This window comes from 'Vigna radiata' phytoplasma, assembly GCF_030586915.1.
GTDB lineage: Bacteria > Bacillota_I > Bacilli_A > Acholeplasmatales > Acholeplasmataceae > Phytoplasma > Phytoplasma australasiaticum.
Genome location: NZ_JAOSIS010000004.1, coordinates 1 through 19,869 on the forward strand (window position 1 = coordinate 1; position 19,869 = coordinate 19,869).

Here is a 19,869-nt window from a genome sequence, read left to right on the forward strand (position 1 = left end):
ATTTCTTTTTTTTTTATCGCCATAACTTTATTATTATTTATAATTAATAATAACCTTAAAATAATAAATAAAAATAATTTTAATAAAATTAATTTATTTTTTACTAAAAACATTGTCTATCACTCTTTTTATTGTTGTTATATTCCTCGATTGAGAAGAATGTATAAATATATTTAAATTAGCTATTTATATTTTAATATTAATTGTATATTTTTTTTTTTTTTTTTTTTTTTTTTTTTTTTGAAAAATTAAATTTGATTTTTAAAAATTCTATTTGAGGTTAAAAAAATAATTATTTTTGATTCTATTAGAAATAAATTATGTTTATTTATCAATTTTAAAATCTTTTTAATAAAATATTAACTAATTATTGTCAAATAATAATCAATTATTAATATAACTTAATAAATTAAAAAAGTAAAACAAACAAAATATTTATTAATTTAATTATATTTTTAATATTAATAAGATAAATTATTATTTATAAAGATAGGTTTTATTATTTTTTTATGTTAAAATTTTTAACAGAAAACAATTTTCATTAGAAATGAAATAATTTAAAAATGAATAAAATAATAAACAAAAAATTCTTAATAATATTTTTATTACTTATTTTTATTTCAATATTTTATTATCTTTTAACTGTTAAAAAAAATAATTTTTTTATTTTTAATCATCTTCAAAATCATAATTTAGCTCATATTCCTAAAATACTTCAAAGACAACCAAAATCTGAATCTAAAAAAGAAGAAAACTTAAAAATTTTAAATAAATATTATCATTTATTACGTTTTATAGAAAAAATTTATATAAAATATCAAAATAAAGTTGAAAAAATTGATAAAGAGTTAAATTTATATCAAAAAGATTCTTTGAATTTAAATAAAGAGTTACGTCATTATAAAAATTTAGAAAAAATTTTTAATAACAAAATAGTCCAAATCACAAAAGAATTAGATTTTCAAAAAAAAACATTAATAGAACATAAAATTTATTCTTTTAAAAAATCTTCTTTAATGATAGAAGAGCAACATCTTCAAGAATTGAAACAAAAACATGATGACATGAAAAAAATAATACAAGCAAAAAAAGATCAAATTCAACAGACAAAAATAAAAATAATTGAATTGGCAAAAGCTAAAAATATTTATTATGAAACACTATACAATTTAAGCGGTTACCCGGAATCCCAAACTTTAAGTAAACTAACCCATCGCCAGCAGTTGGTCAACACTAAAAAATTAATAACGATTCCTGAAAAACAAGAGTAAACAATAAATTAAGAAGCCAAAAATATAAGAAGATAATCTCTTTTTTGTACACTACTAGCAACCAAATAGTTCAGAGGAAACTAAAATAAAAAAGTTATTAAATTTATCATTAATAAACTTATTTTTTTGATTTAGAGAAGAAAATTTTGTAATAGATATCAAATAGATAAATCTAGACTATAGAAATGCTGATAATCTATTTTTATTAACTGACAAATTCGAATAAATAAATATCATATTTATCTTTGATTTTGATTAATTTTTTCTTCTTATTTACTAAAATTATCATATGAGAGAATATAACATCAATGTAATATTATTTAAATTTAGAAAAACAAAAATAATTCAAAAATTAATGACAAAAAATCAATAATAATCCTGAAATAAATCAATTATTATGCTTGAAATAAAATTTCAAAATGATATTTACTTGAAATTTGTCATTGATGAACAAAATATATGAAAGTCTTCGAGTTCGCTATCCTTCTATTTATTATGAATTACAAAAAAATGATAGTTTTGTATTATCTAACAAGTTTAAATCATGTTCTATTGAAAAAATAAAAATAATCTTAAAACATTCGGAAGACATTGAAAATATTTTAATTCAAGTACACTACCAAAAAAATAAAAACAATCAAATAGAATTTAGTATTCCTTATATGATGCTTTTAACATATAATCAAATAATTGAAATTTTATTAGATAAATATGGAGAAGTTCCTGGAAACTATTTCTTGAACCGGACATGTACTCAAATAAATGAATATATTAAAAGATCTTCAGAAGGTTTACAAATACATCATATTAAAGAAAATGAAATGAAAGGATTATCTAATCCTGAATTTGCTCAACAAGCTCCTTTTAGTTATCAGATGGGGTATAATTTGGTTTATTGTAATTTACTAGAATATTTTTTGTTGCATTGTAAAATTTGGGATCATAATTAATTTTATTTAATATAAGATTCCCAATTTAATATAAGATAAAAAATCATATTTATTAAGAATAAAAATTGCCAATTGGTAATTGCCATTATTTTGATTAAATATTTTTTAATATTTTTCGACATTACAGTTAATGATGAAAATAAATAAATAATCAATGGACCTCCCAGAATTAAATTAGACCAATAATTTTTTATAAACGGAATTATAATACTGGTTGCATTTAATAATTTTAAAATAATTTTTCCTAAAAAATATAGAAAAAATAGATCAAGAATAATTTTTAACCATCTTTTAGAATGGTTGTAAAAATATAGAAATTTATCTGAAAATTGAGTAGAATTAATTAAAATTATATCATTAAATGAAACAAAATTATTAGTCTTAAAAAGATATTTATAATAAAATTTTTTTAAAATTTCATCAAAAGAATATTTAAAATTAGAATTATTAAGATTAGGTTTACGCAAAGAATAATTACGGATAACTTTTTTTATTAAAGGAGAATAAGATCGATCTTGAAGATTATTATTATTTGATAATTTGTGATTCGTTAAATTTAAATTAATACCAAAAATATCTTTTTCATAAAAATTTTTATTTTTTTGTAATAAAAGTAAATAATCATATTCAAAATCATTTGATCTGAATAGAGAACGAAAAAAACCATTTTCTAATAATTTAATTATTAAATCTACATGTTGACCAGATTTTAGCCTAATTATATTTTGATGATATTCGAAATCTTTATTTAAAGAACTCAAGATATTTTCATCACCAAATATAATAATTTTACCTTTAGAGGATAATGAATTTAACATCATTGGATAAATATTTTTTTGAAAAATTTCTCTTCTTTTTTCGTTATGTAAAAATTCTTGGTAATGATTTTCATAATATTTGGATAATGTATTACCATCACAAATAATTAAATCTAATGTTGGAAAACAAAATTTTTTATTTTCGACATCAACACAAAGTAATTCTTGATTTTTTAATAATAAATTCATACGAGCTAAACTAAAACCTATAGGACGATAACGGGTAAATAAATTATTATTATAATCTGAGATAATACAACCACCATATATATTACCTTTAAAATTTTGATTATGATGTATTTCTAATGCGGTAACAATTTTATTTAATATTAATCCCAAATCATTATCACAAGTCATATCATAAATATTGGCATTTATTAATAATTCTGATCTAACTAATTCAGGTATTAAATGATTAAAAAAATCTAAATTTAGAATCTTTTTATTAGTACTATTTTTTTGTTTTTGATGTTCTTCGATAATATATTGAAATAATTGGTTTAAATTATGAATCGGTATTTGATTAATCATCAACATTATATTCGAAATAAAATTAGGGTCTAATAAAACCAAATTATTTTTATATAAATTTATTTCTCGAAATAAATATTGATATTTATTGTTATTAGAAATATCAATATTATACAAAGCTTCATGTAAGTTATCAATTAATTCTGCTTCGGTTAATTTTTTATTTATTAATTGGTTAACCAAAGAAGACCAAAATAAATTTACAGGTAAAATAAAATGATTACTAATATTCGTATCCTGAGAATCTTCATATAAATGTTTTTGTTCATATTGGTATGACAAATATTTAAAAGTAATTAAACTGCAAATAGATTCTTGAATATAATGAAATGTTCGCGAATGTTTAGCATATTTTTGTAACAAATGAATTAATTGTTTTTCAGGAACAATACTATCATTTAATAACATTAATTTTAAAATTCCATTTCCGCTATCTTTATTTATAAATAGCTATCTTTTTTTATCATCTAAAAAGGAATTTTCGTTAATATATGTTGTTCTTAAAAATAAATAATAAATTTTTATTATAACTTTAATGTATATTATACTAAAGACAAAAATAAAAATCCATCAAATTGAAAAATATGGATTCATAATTTATAAAATTAATTTAATATGAAATTAATTTCACTAGATGAATCATAAACTTCATTATCTAATGAATCATAACTAATGAATCATAAGTTTCACTATCACTATCTAATGAATCATAAGTTTCACTATCACTATCTAATGAATCATAAGTTTCACTATCTGATGAATCATAATTTTCTTTTTTTGGTGAATCATTGTTTTCTTTATCTGATGATTTCGCTAATAATTCTTTTGATTTATCATTATCCTTTGTTTTATCAACTTCAGTATTAAGCATTTGTGAATCTTTTATTTCTGTATTACTATTGGTTTCGTAATTTAGTTGATCTTGGATTTGTGTTTTTTCATTATAATTTTTAATAAATTGATTATTTTTGATTTTATTTAATTTATTATTTAAAGATTTAAATTCATTTTCTGTTTTTGTTATTGTTGTTTTAATTTGTATGTTTAAAGAAACATAAATTATAATTAACATTGTTGTGATAAATATTAAATAAATAAAATTAATCAAATATAATAATGTTTTATTATTTTTTGTTTTTTTTGTTTTTTTCATTTTTATAACCTAACCTATAATAAAATAATTCTATTGATTTAATGAATTTTTAATATTTTTAATATTAATGATTATTTACTCATTATTTTAAGACGATAAATTATTATATATATAATAATTTTTATAAAAAATTAACCTTAAAATATTTGTTTTAATTTAAATAATTTGTTTTTTTGAAAAAAATTATTCAAATATTATTTATATATTTATTAACAAAAAGTAAATTTTATTTCTTTTTTATTAGTATTATGATCTTTATTTAAAAAATATTTTTGATAAAAATAAAGAAAAAATATCACATTATATTTAGAAAAAATCACGAATAAATATTAAAAATAAATATTTTAATAATAAAAAAATTTTACAATTTGAAAAAAATTGAACAAATTTTTATCAAAAAAAATATGAAAAAATAGTTAATAATTTCAAAATCCAGTAATTTTTATAATTCTATTCTTAAGTTAATGCAATAAATAATAATTAATTTTAAAATATAAAAGATAGAATAAATTTTATAACGCGAAATTTAATATAAATCGTTAAAATTATCCAAAAATAAATTAATTAATAATAAATTTAATTGATAATATTTTATTAATTAATAAAAGAAGCTAACCAAAATCCATTTATAATAAATTTTATTAAATATAATTATTTATTGGAATAAATAAATTTTTTATATCAATCAATTCCAATTTTTTATTTATTTTTATAAATTAATTACTACACTTTTTGGCAATTATTTTATGGTATTATCAATATTTTTAATTATATTAATTTTATTTTATAAAAAAGAAGCTAAAAACATTGTGATTAAAATCAAAATATATTGTTTTAAATTTAAAAATTAAAAAAATTGACAAATTTTTTTATTATTAATTATATTTTGTTGCCTAATCATAAAAAATTGAATTAAAAAATTTTTTTATATTACTTATGTAAAAAAATTTTAATTTAATTATTAATTTTTATTTATCATCCTTCATTAACAAAAAACCTTATTAATTTTTTTATTAGTTAATATTTATTGTTGTGTTCGATGGCATTTTCATAATATAAAAATAATAATACCAATAAAAAGCTAAATAAAAAAATATTAAATTAAAATACTATTTTTTTATTTGGCCATTTTATGTTAAAAACTCTTTTTAATTTTATTTTTGTATTTAAAAAAATATTAAATATTTTTATATGTTGAACAAAAATTTATTTTTATTTATGAAATTATATAAATCGTTAATATTTGTAATTGTCCATATTTTAAAAATATAATTTTAATAATAAACACAAAATTATAAACATATAAAATTTTTGCATTTAATATTAATTAATAATTAATATTAAGAATTATTTAATTTTCCATTAATTTAATATTCATTATTAAAAATAAATTATTTTCTTATATATTTTTATTTTTTAATAAATTAATTTTACCAAAATAAATTTTAAAAAGCAAAATTTAATTTAAATATTTTAAACATTTTATGTTATAATTATCAATAAATTTTTATTTTAATTCTGATTAGAATAGTTAAAAAATTCGAAAAAAACTTGAATATGGCGAAAATAAAAAAAATATTTTTATTCCTTATTATTATTGTAGTATTATGGTATATTTTAATGTTTAAAAATATTTTTTTAATACACAATAACTTAAAAAATAAATTAGATCAACAAAAAATACAAATACAAAAAAATTCTGAAATCAATGTTAGCGATCAAAAATATACAATCAAAGAAAATTCACAAAATTTTAAAGATAAAAATTTATTAGATTTTATAGAAAAAATTTATTTGCAACTTCAGAATAAAATTCATACAATCGATGATGAATTAAAAAAATGTCAAACAAAAAATTATAATTTGAATGAACAATTTGTGCATAATTATAAAAAATTAGAAGAAATTAACCAAAAAATAAGTCAAATAACAAATTCATTAAATAAAAAACAACAAACGTTAATTCAAAATAAAATTTCTACTTTTAAAGTAGATTCTTTAACGCCACTGCAACAACAAATTAACCATCTTAGAAAAAAACAATCACAATTAGCAGAAGAAGTAAAAAATATTAAGATTCAAATAAAAACAATAAAAAAAGATAAAATTGACTTAGACCAAGCTAAATCTATTTATCATTTGGTACTATACGAATTAAGCCAATACAATAATAATATAACTATAACTATCGAAAATTAATAGTTTTAACTAACAAATATATTTATTTTAAATATTAATTCGGATTATTTTTAATCTTAAATTACTAATTTTATTTTTAAAAATTTACTTTTATATTTTTTTACTAATTAAATTTAATTATTTATATTCTAGTTAAATTAAAGAGATGATGTTAAATAGTATTAAAAAACAAATCCAAATTATTTTTATAACATAAAAATAGTTCTGGATTATTTTATGTATTTTAAATTAAATTTGTTAATTAAATTTGTTATATTTTGATTAAAAATTAATTATTATAATTTTAATTTATTTTTTAAAGTCTTCAATATATAATTAATTTTATTAATTTTTTTAAACAATAATTTTCGTATTTAACTAAAATATAACCCAATAATTAGATAACTATTAAATAAGAATTGGATTAATTAGCAGGTTTTATTAGATATTTGCGATATAAGCAATTAGTAATAATCCTAAAAGTAAAAAAAATATTATATAAACTTAATAATTTTAATTTTATTATCTTATGAAATTTATGATCAAAATCAGTTTATTATCGAATTAAATAAAACGAAAATCTAGAAAATTGTAACAAAAGAAATAAATTTAAATTTAAAAAAATTAAACCTAAATTTAAAGAACAATATCGTTTTATATAAATGAAAACATTATTTTTTATAAAAAAAGGATATATCCTAGTTTCATGGATTTATGCGATTTTTTGAAAAAAATAGACAAAATTAAAAAAAACATTATAAAATGATCGTTAATCTTTAAAATAATAAACAAAAAGTTATATTCAGAGATTTAAATAAAAATGTGCTATTAAAATACAACAAAATGCAATCAATTTTTTTAAATTTAAAATTTTAAAAAGTATAGTAGTCAAATAAATTGATTACAATAGTGAATAGATATAGTTAAATTAGGATAATTTCCCAATAATAATACAACCTTAATTAATCTAAGAAATATTAATTATTAAAAAATTAATATTTAATATTAAATTTTATATTAATAAATTATTAAAAAAATTTATCCAAATATAATAGTATATTTGTATATGACTATATCAATAAATTAACAAAAAATATTAATTATATGTCAATTGTTAATAAAGTATTAAAGTGACATCCTATCAAAGCTAAAATTATATTAATAATAAAATTTTAATTTTTAACAATAGCTTTTAATTATAAATAATGAAAAAATACCATGTTTAAAACAATTAAAATATTAAATTATAATTTTCATTTTTATTAACTAAAAAATTAATAAACTTTGATCAATAAATTAAATATATTTAACCCGGGGATTAATATCTTGAAAATTAATAAAAATTTTTTTAAAAGGAAACAAATATGAAATTTATTAAATTATCAAAAAAAAAATTAATATTTGTAATTATTATTTCAATAATATTATTATTGATAATTTTAACTAATATTGATTTATTAAAATCAAAAAATCAATCTTATCAAAAATCTCATTTATCTTCTGATCAATTAAAACAACTTAATTTATCTCAAAATTTATTTTCATCTGAATTAAAAATTAATAATTATGACAATTCTGGAAATGTTAAATCTTATATTTTTTCAAAAGATTATAAGAGTATAAATGAATTTTTAGATAATATTACTGAACAAGATAAACCAGAAATTCAATATATTAAAAAATTATTTTTAATATATATATCAGAATTAAATTATATTAATAATTCAATAGAAGATTATCAGAATGAAATTATAAAACTTAAAAATAAATTAGATTTTATCCCTATCACAATAAATTCATTAGAGCAAAAAATTGAAAAATTACAAGAAAATCGAAAAGAAATTAAAAATAATATAAATATTAAAAAAATACAACAACAAAATAAAAAAAGCGAATTACAAACACAAGGTATAACTGTTTATAATAATCAAGAAATTAATAACATAGAAAAACAAATCGCAAAATTAATAGCACAAAAAGAATCAACCTTAAAACAAATAAGTTCCATTAAATTAGAAAAACAAAATTTACAAAATCTTGAAATAATAGTGCATCAAAAAATAAAATTATACCAGAATCAATATATAAAATTAAATTCCTTATTAAATCAAAAATTTCAACTTTATATGCAAAATTTTTTTATATTTAAAGATTTATATATAAATTCAAAATCTAATCAAAATTAAAAATAAAAACATATTAAATTTAATATATAAAGGATAGTTATTTTTAATTTAATTATTTTTTAATTCTGAAACAAATACGAAATATATATTTTTTTGTTATGTCTTAAAAATTAATAAAAAAATAAAATCATTAAATTATTATATTATTATTTGAATTTTATATTTGAGTTTTAATGCTAAATAATTTATTAATAATTAATTATTCAGATTAACTTTAAAAGTTAATCTTTATTATTTTTTTATAAGAAATAAAAAATTTAATATGTATAAAGTTATCAAGTTACTTTGATAGTTAGCAAAGTAAATTTTTAATTTTATTTTTATATCATTTATTAATCTAATTAAAAAATTTTAATTTAGTAATTGAAATAATTTAGAATAAATTTATAAATATAGAGTATCGAATATAACTTAGTTAAATTCAAAAAGTTTATAAAGGAAGAATGTCAAAAAGTCGATTATAAAACGCTTTAAAATTAAAAAATATTAAATATTTAATAAAATAAATAATTATAAAATAATACTAAAATATTAAAAAAATAATTATTTTCATAATAAAAAATAAGATAAAAAACATTTAAATGAAAAATATTACCAAAGCAATAAATATAATAAGCGATGAAATGTTTTAAAAAATATCAAAATTATCATGAAAATTAAATAAGATTTTTAATAGTTATGTTATATTAATTTATTTAAAATATTTAATTATATTATATAATATTAATATATTTATTTGTAATTATCTACAAAAATCATTAGCAATATTAAAAAGGGATATTGAATTAACAAATTAAAAATAATTATAATAAATACCCCCCAAATAAATCCTTCTCTCAAGTTAACTATCTCTATATAAAATATTTAGTTAAAATTTAAATAACAAGGGGTATAAATTTTTTATGTTGCAATTAAAAATCAAATTAACTTTATTTTATTCAACTTTATTTATTGTTGGTTTTGGATTTTTATGGATTTCTAATAATAACCAAGTTATAGCAATGAATAATAATAATTTATACCAAAATAATTATGTTATTCAGGATGTTAATATTCATGAATTTAATGAATTAGAAAATTTATTATTACAATATAATGCTATAAACCAACAAATTAATAATATTTTGAATAATTTCCAAGATATAGATGTTAATCATTTATTAAAAGAAATTACCGAAATACATAACAAAATAACAACTATTCAAAGAAAAAAATTGTTTTTCAGTTATTATAAGGTTAATATTAAATTCAACAAAATTACTAAATATTTTTTATTTTAAAATAAATTAAATTGGCATCTGTATATGGTGCCTTTTTTAGTAAAAAACTATTTAAATCAATAAATAGGATGGATAATTTAAAATTATTTAATTTTCTAAAAAATATTTAAATATGGTTATTAAACGAAATATGTCTTTAAAAATAACAAAAAATAAAATTAATGTTCTTTTATTAACTAAAATTAATAATTTGCCTCGAAAACCTGGTTGTTACTTATTTAAAAATTGTTATAATAATATTATTTATATCGGAAAAGCCAAGAATTTATTTTCAAGAATTAAAAGTTATTTTTATTTAAAGAATCATAATTCAAAAACTAGTAATTTAATTCAAGAAATATGCGATGTAGAATATATTATTACTCATAATGAAGTAGAAGCTTTTATATTAGAAGCTAATTTAATTAAAAAACATATACCGAAATACAATTTTAAACTGTTAGATGATAAAAATTATGCTTATATTGAGATTACTAACGAAAAACACCCCCGTTTAAAAATTTCTTATTATAAAAAAGTTCCTGAAAAAACTAGAGTATTTGGTCCTTATCCATATAATAATAGCATGAAAGAAACAGTACGTTTATTGCATAAAATTTATCCTTTAAGACGTTGTCAACCGATTTCTAAAAAACCTTGTCATTATTATCAAATTAATGAATGTTTAGGTCCTTGTTGTCCTAATAATAAATATATTGATTATTCTTTGAATATTAGAGGAATTAATGATTTTTTACAAGGGAAAAATAAAAATATTTTTAACAAAATTAAAAATGAAATTAAACAAGCTATTAAAACATTAAATTTTGAAAAAGCACAAGAATATCAAAAAATTTTAGAACATTTAAACAATATTACTATTAAACAATTTATTGAATTAAAAACTAATCTAAGCTGCGATATTATTGGTTTTTGTTTTAATAAAAATGAAATTTCTTTGTATATTTTCAAAATGTATCAAGGAAAAATTCAAGAACATTATCAGATAGTATCGGAATATATCGATGATCCCATTGATAATATGATTACTTATTTACATTTATATTATCAAAACAATTTATTACCTAAAAAAATTATTTTAAATCCGGATTTAATTACGAAAAAACCCGAAATAAAAAAAATAATTAATACTAAGTTTTCAGTAAAATTTAACACAGAAGAAAAACAAATAAAAGAATTAGCTCAAAAAAACGCAGAAGAAAATTTAAATAAATATAATTTATTATATAGCGCTAAATTAGAAGCTACAACAATAGCTTTAAGTGAATTATCAAAATTGTATCAAAAAAATATTAATCATATTGAAGTTTTTGATATTTCGCATTCTTTTGGTAAATGTTTTGTGAGTGGCATTATTGTGTTTAAAAATTATCAATTACAAAAAAAATCTTATTGTGCTTTCCGTATTAAACAAATTTACCCAAATGAATATAATTCTTTAGCAGAAGCTATTGAACGCCGATATCAAAAATTAATTAATCTTAATTTGCCCCTTCCGGATTTAATTTTAGTTGATGGTGGCATAGGGCAATTCAATATTAGTCAAAAAATTTTAAAAAATTTCATAAAGGAATTTAATTTAGGTGCTTTAAAAAAAAATAATAAACATCAATTGGAAAGTTTAATTTTATCTAATAAAGAGATTTTATTAAATAAAAAAAGTTTTTTATTTCGTTTTTTATTTTTTTTAAGTGAAGAAGTTCATAATTTTACTATCAATTTTCACAGAAAAATCAATAATCAAGAAAATATTGGCAATCTTATTTAATTTAAAATTAAAAAATATTTAAATTTTACATTTTATAAAGGATATTTATGGATAATCAAAATTTTAGTTATTTACAGGATAAAATTATAATTAAAGGTGCTCGAGAAAATAATTTAAAAAATATCGATGTTGAAATTCCCAAATTTAAGTTAGTAGTTTTTACTGGTATTTCAGGTTCTGGAAAAACTTCTTTAGTTCAAAATATTTTATATCAAGAAGGTAAAAGAATTTATTTAGAGTCTTTAAATTTTTATGATCGTAAATTTTTTCAATTTGCAAAAAAACCTAATATTAATTGTATTTCAGGTTTAGCTCCAGTAATCAATATTGAAAAAAAAAAAATTGTTAATAATTCTAAAGATACTGTTGGCACTATTACAGAAATTTATCATTATTTACAATTAATTTATGCGCATATAGGTGTTTATTACGATATACAAAATAATCAACCTTATCAAAAATATAATATAGAACAAATAATGAATAAATTATTAAATTTTTTTAACAACAAAAAAATTATAATTTTATCTCCATTACATGATAATCAAAAAAAGATATTTCATTCAATCATTTTAAAGTTAATAAAAGAAGGTTTTAATCGTTTTTTAATTAATAACAATTTTTTTACCTTTAATAACATTAAAGAAATTGATTATTTAGAAATAAATGAAATAAATAATATTTTTATAATTATTGATCATTTAACTATAAACCATCAAATAAAAACACGTTTAATTTCTTCTTTAGAATTAGCTATAAAATTTAATAAACAGAAAATATTAATTATGTTACCAAATCAACAAATAATATCTTTTGATTTAGATTATAATGATGGCAAAAGCTCTTTAACTCAATTAGAAAATAAAATGAATTTATTTTCTTTTTATAAAAAAAGAGGAATTTGTAATCATTGTAAAGGTTTAGGCAGTATAATGATTTTTGATGAAAAATTAATTTTAGATCAAAATAAATCTATTTTGGATGGAGCTATATTGCCTTTTGAACAACAAAATAATCCGACAGAAAATATTCAAGACAAATTAAAAGTTTTTTTAGATACATATAAAATTGACGTTAATTTGCCTTTAAACCAAATGAATAAATTTATCATTAATATTTTATTATATGGTCCTGATAAATTACCTAATGAAAGTTTAAAATTCCCTATCGGAATTATTCCTATTCTAGAATATTATCAAACAAATTTTGCTAATTATGATAATATTCAAAATTGGTTAAACCAATTTAAATCTTTAACTGTATGTCCTGATTGTTCTGGAGCTAGATTAAATAAATATGCTTTATCTTATCAAATTAATAACAAAAATATTTATGAATTAACCAATTTAACTGTTAATGAATTATTAAATTTTCTAGAAAATATAACATTAAATTCGATAGCAAAAATCAATACCCAAGATGCCTTGACAGCTATTAAGAAACGTTTAAATTTATTCAAAAAATTAGGTTTAGAATATTTAAATTTAAATCGAAACATTAGTTCTTTATCCGGGGGCGAAATACAAAGAATTAAATTAATTAATCAGCTTGCTTCTCGATTAACAGGAGTTATTTATATCATTGATGAACCATCTGTCGGTCTACATCCATATAATAATATTCAACTAATCAAGATTTTACGTCAATTAGTAAATCTAGGTAATACTGTATTAATTATAGAACATGATCAAGAAATTATATTATCTGCAGATTATATTATTGATTTAGGCCCTGAAGCTGGTAATAAAGGTGGTAATATTGTAAGTTATGGAAAAATAAATAATATTTTAGAAGATAAAAATAGTTTAACAGGTAAATATTTAAAAAAAATTTATTCTTTTGAAAACATAATAAAACCAAAAATATCTTCTACAAACGTTATTCAAATAAGAAATGCTTGCGTTAATAATTTAAAAAATATTAATATTGATATACCTTTAAATATATTCGTTGTGATTACTGGTTTTTCTGGATCAGGAAAATCAACTTTACTTAATGAAGTTATATATAAAGGTTTAAAAAAAATTAAAAATTCTACAAATATTACACCTGGTTTTAATCAAGTTATTTTTTCAGAAAATCAAAATAATTTCAAAGATATTATTCATATAGAATCGCCAAATTTTAATAAAATTATTAAATATCATTTAATTAATTATTTAGGAATTTCAGAAATTGTTAGTAACTTATTTTCTCAATCTCCTGAAGCAAGAGCTAAAGGTTATAACAAACGCCGTTTTATTTTAAATTCTGTTTCTGCTTTTTGTCATGCTTGTCAGGGAGAAGGTATTAAAAAAATCTTTATGGGTTTTTTACCTAATATTATAATTACCTGTGATCAATGTCAAGGTAAAAGATTTAATTCTGAAACCTTAACTATTAGATATAAAAATCAAACTATTGCTAATATTTATGACATGAATATATCTGAAGCATATATTTTTTTTCATAATCATAAAAAAATTAAAATTGTTTTAGAATTGTTAATTAGCGTAGGATTAAATTATTTAAAATTAGGTAATAAATTAGATAATTTATCAGATGGCGAAAAACAAAGATTGATTTTAATTAAAAAAATATATAAAAATTATTTTTCTAAAAATATTTATATATTGGATGAACCGACAAAAGGATTACATTTTTTTGAAATTGAAAAATTAATGTCTTTAATACGTACATTAATTAATCAACAAAATACAGTAATTATGATTGAACATAATATAAATATTATTAAAAATGCTGATTATATAATCGACTTAGGACCTCAAGGAGGAAAAAATGGTGGTTATATTATAGCTAAAGGCGATATAGAAGAAATTATCAATAATCCGGATAGTTATACTGGTCAATATTTAAAAAAAATAAGGGATAAATCTCATAATGAAATTTAAATTAAAAAGTTTATATAAACCGAGTGGTGATCAACCTCAAGCTATTAAAGAATTATTAAATAATTTTTATAAAGGGGAAAAGGAGCAAATAATTTTAGGTGCTACAGGTACTGGAAAAACTTTCACCATTGCTAATATTATTAATCAACTCAATAAAAAAACTTTAATAATTGCTCATAATAAAACTTTAGCGGGACAAATTTTTAATGAATTAAAAGAAATGTTTCCTGAAAATAAAGTGGAATATTTTATTTCTTATTATGATTATTACCAACCAGAATCTTATGTTGTATCTCGTGATGTTTATATCGAAAAAGAAAAAATTATTAATGAAGAAATAGTAGAATTACGTCATAATACTATTAACGCTTTAATTGATAATAATGATGTTATTGTAGTATCATCTGTATCTTGTATTTTTGGAATTGGAGATATAGAAGATTATAAAAATTCTATTTTATATTTACATCAAAATCAAAACTATCCTATGGATGCGTTATTTAAAAAATTAATAGAATTACAATATTGTAGAAATGATTTACAATTAAAAAATGGTAATTTTCGTGTTCATGGTAACATTTTGGATCTTATAAATTCTAATTTAAAAAAAGAAGCAATTCGTTTAATTTTCGAAGATAATAAAATTCAAAATATTCAAATTTTAAATATGATAGATGGCACTATTGCTAAAGAATTAACTAAAGTGATCATTTTTCCTGCTTCTATTTATGCAACTAATCCTAAAAAATTAAAAGAAAGCATTAAAAGAATTAAAATAGAATTAACTAAACAGATTAAATACTTTAAATCCCAAAATCAAATTTTAGAAGCTCAAAAAATTGAAACAAAAACTAAATATGATCTAGAAATGTTAACAGAGTTAGGTTATTGTAAGGGTATTGAAAATTATTCAAGACATATATCTTTAAAAAAAAAGGGGGAACCTCCAACTACTTTAATTGATTATTTTGGTTCAGATTTTTTAATTATTATTGATGAATCTCATATTACTATTCCGCAAATTAAAGGTATGTTTTTTGGAGATTACTCGCGGAAACAAAAATTAATTCAATATGGGTTTCGTCTACCTAGCGCTTTAGATAATAGACCATTAAAATTTAAAGAATTTGAACAAAAAATAGATAAAATCATTTATTTATCAGCAACACCAGGAAGGTATGAATTAAACAAAAATATTCCTATAGTAGAGCAAATAATTAGGCCAACTTTTATTTTAGAACCTCAAATTGAAATTAGATCAACTCAAAATCAAATGCATGATTTATTTGAAGAAATAAAAAAACGCCAAATCAAAAATGAAAAAGTTTTAGTAACTACTATCAGCATTAATTTTAGTGAAGATTTAAGTTTTTATTTAAAAAAAATGGGTATCAAAGTGACTTTTTTACATAGTAAAATTCCAGCTTTACAACGTTTACAAATTTTACAAAAATTACGTATGGGAATTTATGATTGTTTAATTGGAGTTAACTTATTAAGGGAAGGTTTAGATTTACCGGAAGTTTCTTTAATGATTATTTTAGACGCTGACAAAGCTGGATTTTTACGAAATGAAAGTAGTTTGATTCAAATAATTGGTAGAGTTGCTCGCAATATTCAAGGCCAAGTAATTATGTATGCAGATAACATTACAGATGCTATGAAAATAGCTATTGCCGAAACCAATAGACGACGAATTATTCAGCAAGAATATAATCAAAAATATCATGTTAATCCTCAAATCATTAATAAAAAGATAAATATTAATAATTTTAGTCAAAATCATCAAAAAGATTTTATGAAGGAAATCAATCTTGATCCTAAAAATGTTACTAAAAAAGAATTAATTAAATTAAAAAAATTAATGAAAGAAGCGGTTAAAAAATTAGATTTTGATAAAGCCATTTTTTATAGAGATTTAATCATTTCAATTAATAAAAATAATTCCATTTTATAATGATTTTAACATTATAAATTTTATAATTTATTTATTCTAATTCATAAAAAGAATATAATTTTTTTTGTAATTTGTCTTTTTGTTTATCTAATGTGTCATTAGAATGTTTAACAAAATTAAATTTAATATTTTCGAAGTTTTGAAAACGTTCTTGGTTAAATTGATATTGTTTTTTTAAATTATTAATTATTAATAACGATCTGTTTTTATCGATATCATTCGATTTTTGTGATAATTTATCTTCTAATGTTTCAATTTTTGATCTTATTAACTTTTCTTTGTTCATTAAATTATTAATTTTAAAATCTAAATTATCAATATAATTTTTATCTCTTTTAATTTTAACTTTTAAAAAAAAACTCCATTGATTTTTTATTTTGTTAATTATTTTTTCTTCTTCTTCGGTATTGTTTGCCATTGATAATGTTTTATCACAATTTTGTTCAAAAATATATTTTTGTATTGTTTCTAAATCTTTTAAATTAATTTTAAATTTATAAAAATCTGAAGAAATTTTTTCTTTTTTTTCAGTATTATTTGATGTTTCGACAATATCATTTTTCAAAATTTGCGATAAATATAAATTAATATAATTGCTTTTTTTTATCATAAAAAAATATTTTATTAAAAAAATAAAAATAATAATAAACAATAAAATGCATAAATTAAAAGTTGAAAAATTTTTTTTAAAACTCATTATCATCTATTTCTTTTTCCAAATTGATATAAATTAAAAATTAATTAAATAAAAATAATTTTAAAGTTATTATATTAATAATTTTTTTAAATATAAATATATTAAATTTTTTAAAAAAATTATTTTTATTTTTTCATATTAAAATGATAGCCTCCCGTAAATAATAAATAAAAAATTTTTCCTAATATTTAGGCTTTAATAATATTTTAAAAAAATATTAAAATTATTTTTTCTGATAATAATAAAAATTAACTTTAAGTTGTCATTAATTTATCTTTGTTATTTATTGATAAATATTTATTTGCAAAAGCGGGAGGTACATTTTAAAATGTTTTGTATCTATTATCACATTTAATGCAAATATAATGATAACTTAATTAAAATTAATATTTAATCTAATTATAAATTAATATTTAATTATTTTTTAGAAATATACAATACATATTATTAGCACCATTACCCATATGTTTTAATTCTTGCAAATTATATGTATCATCTTGGCCATGTCTAATTCCGCCATCAAAAAAAACACCTAATAAATTTGGGTCTGGATCTTTAATTGTCCAAATCATGCTGAAATCTTCTAAATCTTCATTATAACGAGCGCTTTGTAAACTCCAATCGAAATATTTATTAAATATGGCATGTTGTTTTAAAATATTAATATTGCCAATAGATACATGAACAATTCTAGTTTGGCCAATAAATTCCTCTCTTGGCGGCATAGCTACAACTACATTTTGATAGTTATACATATTTAGAACTATAAATAAAAAAGTTAAATACCATAAACTTCGCATATTTTTTTAAATAATACCCCTTTTTTTGTGTTCAATCAGAAACTAAATCTAACTAATTTACAATTTATATTCTATATTACTTTAAAAATTTTTCAATAAAAAAATAAAAATTATTTTTGACAAGTCGATTTAAAATTAATTAATTTTTAATATAAAAATGGATAACATTTAAATATATAAAATTTTTCATTTACAATAATATTTTATTATTTTACAGAAAAACCATCAATTATAAATTATACATATTGAAAGTAATTTTTTTGACCTTATTAAGTAATCACTTTTTTTATATTTTAATTTATAATTTACGAATAATAATAAGATCTTTTTATTCTTATATACCCAAAATTATAATATTTAAATTAATTAAGCATAGATTATCAAAATAAATATAATTATGATAAAAAACAATAAACGGTAATTAAATAATAATTTATTGATTAATTGTATATAAAGTAATTAAAATGAAAGAAAAAAGTGCATTAAACCATTTATAAAATGGGTAGGAGGTAAAAGTCAATTATTATCTTTTTTAAATATTATTATAAATTTTTAATATAATACATATTTTGAACCTTTTCTAGGGGGAGGTAGTGTTTTTTATATTTATTACCACAAAAAGCTAATTTGTCTGATAAACCTTAATAATTGCTTGGCAAACATTAAAAAATAATTCTTTTTATGTGCTTGAGTTAATAAAAAAACATGTTGAAAAATTAAAATCACGAAAAAAAAGAATTTTATTATAATTTTTGTCGTCAAAATCCAGCTTTATTAGATGATGTGCAAAAAACTGTTCTTTTTATTTTTCTTAATAAAACTTGTTTTAATGGTTTATATCATGTTAATTTCGAAAATAAATTTAACACTCCTTTTAATGGCAAAGACAAAATTACTTTATCTAATATTATTAATGAAAATAATTTAAACAAGATAATTACTTTTTTAAAAGATCATAAAAATAAAATTTCTTTTTTTCACAATGATTATAAAAAAATTATTGCACAAGCTCAAAAAAATGATTTTATTTTTTTGCGCCCCCCTTATGATTCTGACACCAAAACTTTTAATAGTTATAGCATTGAAATATTTGATAAAGATCATCAAAAAGAATTATGCGAAAATTTAAAAGCGGCTCAGGTCAGAGGAGTTAAATGGATATTAACTAATCACGATACTACTCTAATTAATTTTTTATATCAATCTTTTTATTTGATTAAAATTCCTGTTGATCGATTTATTAATTATCAAAGAACTAATCGTAAAAATTACACTTATGAAATGATTATTACTAATTTTAATTTAAATTAAAAACAGCATCAAAAAATAAAAAATTTATTATTTTTAAAAGATTTAAAAAACGAAATTATTTATTAAATGATTTTTTTT

General features: G+C 18.0%; 13 protein-coding genes and 1 pseudogene. 9 read left to right on the forward strand and 5 right to left on the reverse strand.

The window, feature by feature from the left end; all coding sequences use genetic code 11:
- The coding region (locus OC710_RS00580; protein WP_304514964.1) for an SVM family protein at positions 1 to 113 on the reverse strand (113 nt) is incomplete at its 3' end.
- Positions 114 to 563: 450 nt separating this feature from the next.
- Between OC710_RS00580 and OC710_RS00585 the strand changes: the two genes are divergently transcribed.
- Positions 564 to 1,271, forward strand: coding sequence for a hypothetical protein (locus tag OC710_RS00585; protein ID WP_004994658.1), 708 nt, complete (start codon positions 564 to 566; stop codon positions 1,269 to 1,271).
- A 446-nt stretch (positions 1,272 to 1,717) separates the two neighbouring features.
- The gene (locus tag OC710_RS00590) at positions 1,718 to 2,221 is read left to right on the forward strand and encodes a hypothetical protein (RefSeq protein WP_004994660.1); all 504 of its coding nucleotides are present in this window, start codon (positions 1,718 to 1,720) and stop codon (positions 2,219 to 2,221) included.
- Positions 2,222 to 2,223: 2 nt separating this feature from the next.
- Here OC710_RS00590 and OC710_RS00595 read toward each other — a convergent pair whose 3' ends face one another.
- Both OC710_RS00595 and OC710_RS00600 read right to left on the reverse strand, forming a co-directional pair.
- Positions 2,224 to 3,978, reverse strand: a complete 1,755-nt coding sequence (locus OC710_RS00595) for a type I restriction-modification system subunit M (RefSeq protein ID WP_004994661.1) — start codon at positions 3,976 to 3,978, stop codon at positions 2,224 to 2,226.
- A gap of 247 nt (positions 3,979 to 4,225) precedes the next feature.
- Positions 4,226 to 4,723, reverse strand: a complete 498-nt coding sequence (locus OC710_RS00600; RefSeq protein ID WP_054598505.1) for a hypothetical protein — start codon at positions 4,721 to 4,723, stop codon at positions 4,226 to 4,228.
- A gap of 1,557 nt (positions 4,724 to 6,280) precedes the next feature.
- Here OC710_RS00600 and OC710_RS00605 point away from each other — a divergent pair.
- From OC710_RS00605 to uvrB, 6 genes are all read left to right on the forward strand, one after another.
- On the forward strand, positions 6,281 to 6,922 hold the full coding sequence (locus OC710_RS00605) for a hypothetical protein (protein WP_004994664.1): 642 nt from the start codon (positions 6,281 to 6,283) through the stop codon (positions 6,920 to 6,922).
- Between the two features lie 1,343 nt (positions 6,923 to 8,265).
- Positions 8,266 to 9,087 carry a hypothetical protein gene (locus OC710_RS00610; protein WP_004994665.1) on the forward strand — a complete coding sequence of 274 codons (822 nt, stop codon included), beginning with the start codon at positions 8,266 to 8,268 and terminating at the stop codon, positions 9,085 to 9,087.
- A 902-nt stretch (positions 9,088 to 9,989) separates the two neighbouring features.
- The gene (locus OC710_RS00615; RefSeq protein ID WP_004994667.1) at positions 9,990 to 10,367 is read left to right on the forward strand and encodes a hypothetical protein; all 378 of its coding nucleotides are present in this window, start codon (positions 9,990 to 9,992) and stop codon (positions 10,365 to 10,367) included.
- Between the two features lie 112 nt (positions 10,368 to 10,479).
- On the forward strand, positions 10,480 to 12,135 hold the full coding sequence (uvrC, locus tag OC710_RS00620; RefSeq protein WP_101677299.1) for an excinuclease ABC subunit UvrC: 1,656 nt from the start codon (positions 10,480 to 10,482) through the stop codon (positions 12,133 to 12,135).
- A 47-nt stretch (positions 12,136 to 12,182) separates the two neighbouring features.
- Complete coding sequence (gene uvrA, locus OC710_RS00625; protein WP_004994669.1) at positions 12,183 to 15,026, forward strand: excinuclease ABC subunit UvrA; 2,844 nt, start codon at positions 12,183 to 12,185, stop codon at positions 15,024 to 15,026.
- A complete protein-coding gene (gene uvrB / locus OC710_RS00630; protein ID WP_004994670.1) occupies positions 15,016 to 16,983 on the forward strand; it encodes an excinuclease ABC subunit UvrB in 1,968 nt (655 codons plus the stop codon). The genes uvrA and uvrB overlap by 11 nt, the downstream gene beginning before the upstream one ends.
- A gap of 31 nt (positions 16,984 to 17,014) precedes the next feature.
- On the opposite strand, the gene OC710_RS00635 is transcribed toward uvrB, so the two are convergent.
- A complete protein-coding gene (locus OC710_RS00635; protein WP_158637922.1) occupies positions 17,015 to 17,593 on the reverse strand; it encodes a hypothetical protein in 579 nt (192 codons plus the stop codon).
- 500 nt (positions 17,594 to 18,093) lie between these two features.
- On the reverse strand, positions 18,094 to 18,480 hold the full coding sequence (locus OC710_RS00640) for a hypothetical protein (RefSeq protein WP_004994672.1): 387 nt from the start codon (positions 18,478 to 18,480) through the stop codon (positions 18,094 to 18,096).
- Between the two features lie 738 nt (positions 18,481 to 19,218).
- Between OC710_RS00640 and OC710_RS00645 the strand changes: the two are divergent.
- A pseudogene (locus tag OC710_RS00645) lies at positions 19,219 to 19,791 on the forward strand (Dam family site-specific DNA-(adenine-N6)-methyltransferase); the annotation flags it as partial.
- Positions 19,792 to 19,869: the final 78 nt, after the last annotated feature.

What these genes read in the sequence shown, in the direction of transcription:
- OC710_RS00585 (WP_004994658.1), top strand. Translation starts at nt 564, where the DNA reads ATGAATAAAATAATAAACAAAAAATTCTTAATAATATTTTTATTACTT.
- OC710_RS00590 (WP_004994660.1), top strand. Translation starts at nt 1,718, where the DNA reads ATGAACAAAATATATGAAAGTCTTCGAGTTCGCTATCCTTCTATTTAT.
- OC710_RS00595 (WP_004994661.1), bottom strand. Translation starts at nt 3,978, where the DNA reads ATGTTATTAAATGATAGTATTGTTCCTGAAAAACAATTAATTCATTTG.
- OC710_RS00600 (WP_054598505.1), bottom strand. Translation starts at nt 4,723, where the DNA reads ATGAAAAAAACAAAAAAAACAAAAAATAATAAAACATTATTATATTTG.
- OC710_RS00605 (WP_004994664.1), top strand. Translation starts at nt 6,281, where the DNA reads ATGGCGAAAATAAAAAAAATATTTTTATTCCTTATTATTATTGTAGTA.
- OC710_RS00610 (WP_004994665.1), top strand. Translation starts at nt 8,266, where the DNA reads ATGAAATTTATTAAATTATCAAAAAAAAAATTAATATTTGTAATTATT.
- OC710_RS00615 (WP_004994667.1), top strand. Translation starts at nt 9,990, where the DNA reads ATGTTGCAATTAAAAATCAAATTAACTTTATTTTATTCAACTTTATTT.
- uvrC (WP_101677299.1), top strand. Translation starts at nt 10,480, where the DNA reads ATGGTTATTAAACGAAATATGTCTTTAAAAATAACAAAAAATAAAATT.
- uvrA (WP_004994669.1), top strand. Translation starts at nt 12,183, where the DNA reads ATGGATAATCAAAATTTTAGTTATTTACAGGATAAAATTATAATTAAA.
- uvrB (WP_004994670.1), top strand. Translation starts at nt 15,016, where the DNA reads ATGAAATTTAAATTAAAAAGTTTATATAAACCGAGTGGTGATCAACCT.
- OC710_RS00635 (WP_158637922.1), bottom strand. Translation starts at nt 17,593, where the DNA reads ATGATAAAAAAAAGCAATTATATTAATTTATATTTATCGCAAATTTTG.
- OC710_RS00640 (WP_004994672.1), bottom strand. Translation starts at nt 18,480, where the DNA reads ATGCGAAGTTTATGGTATTTAACTTTTTTATTTATAGTTCTAAATATG.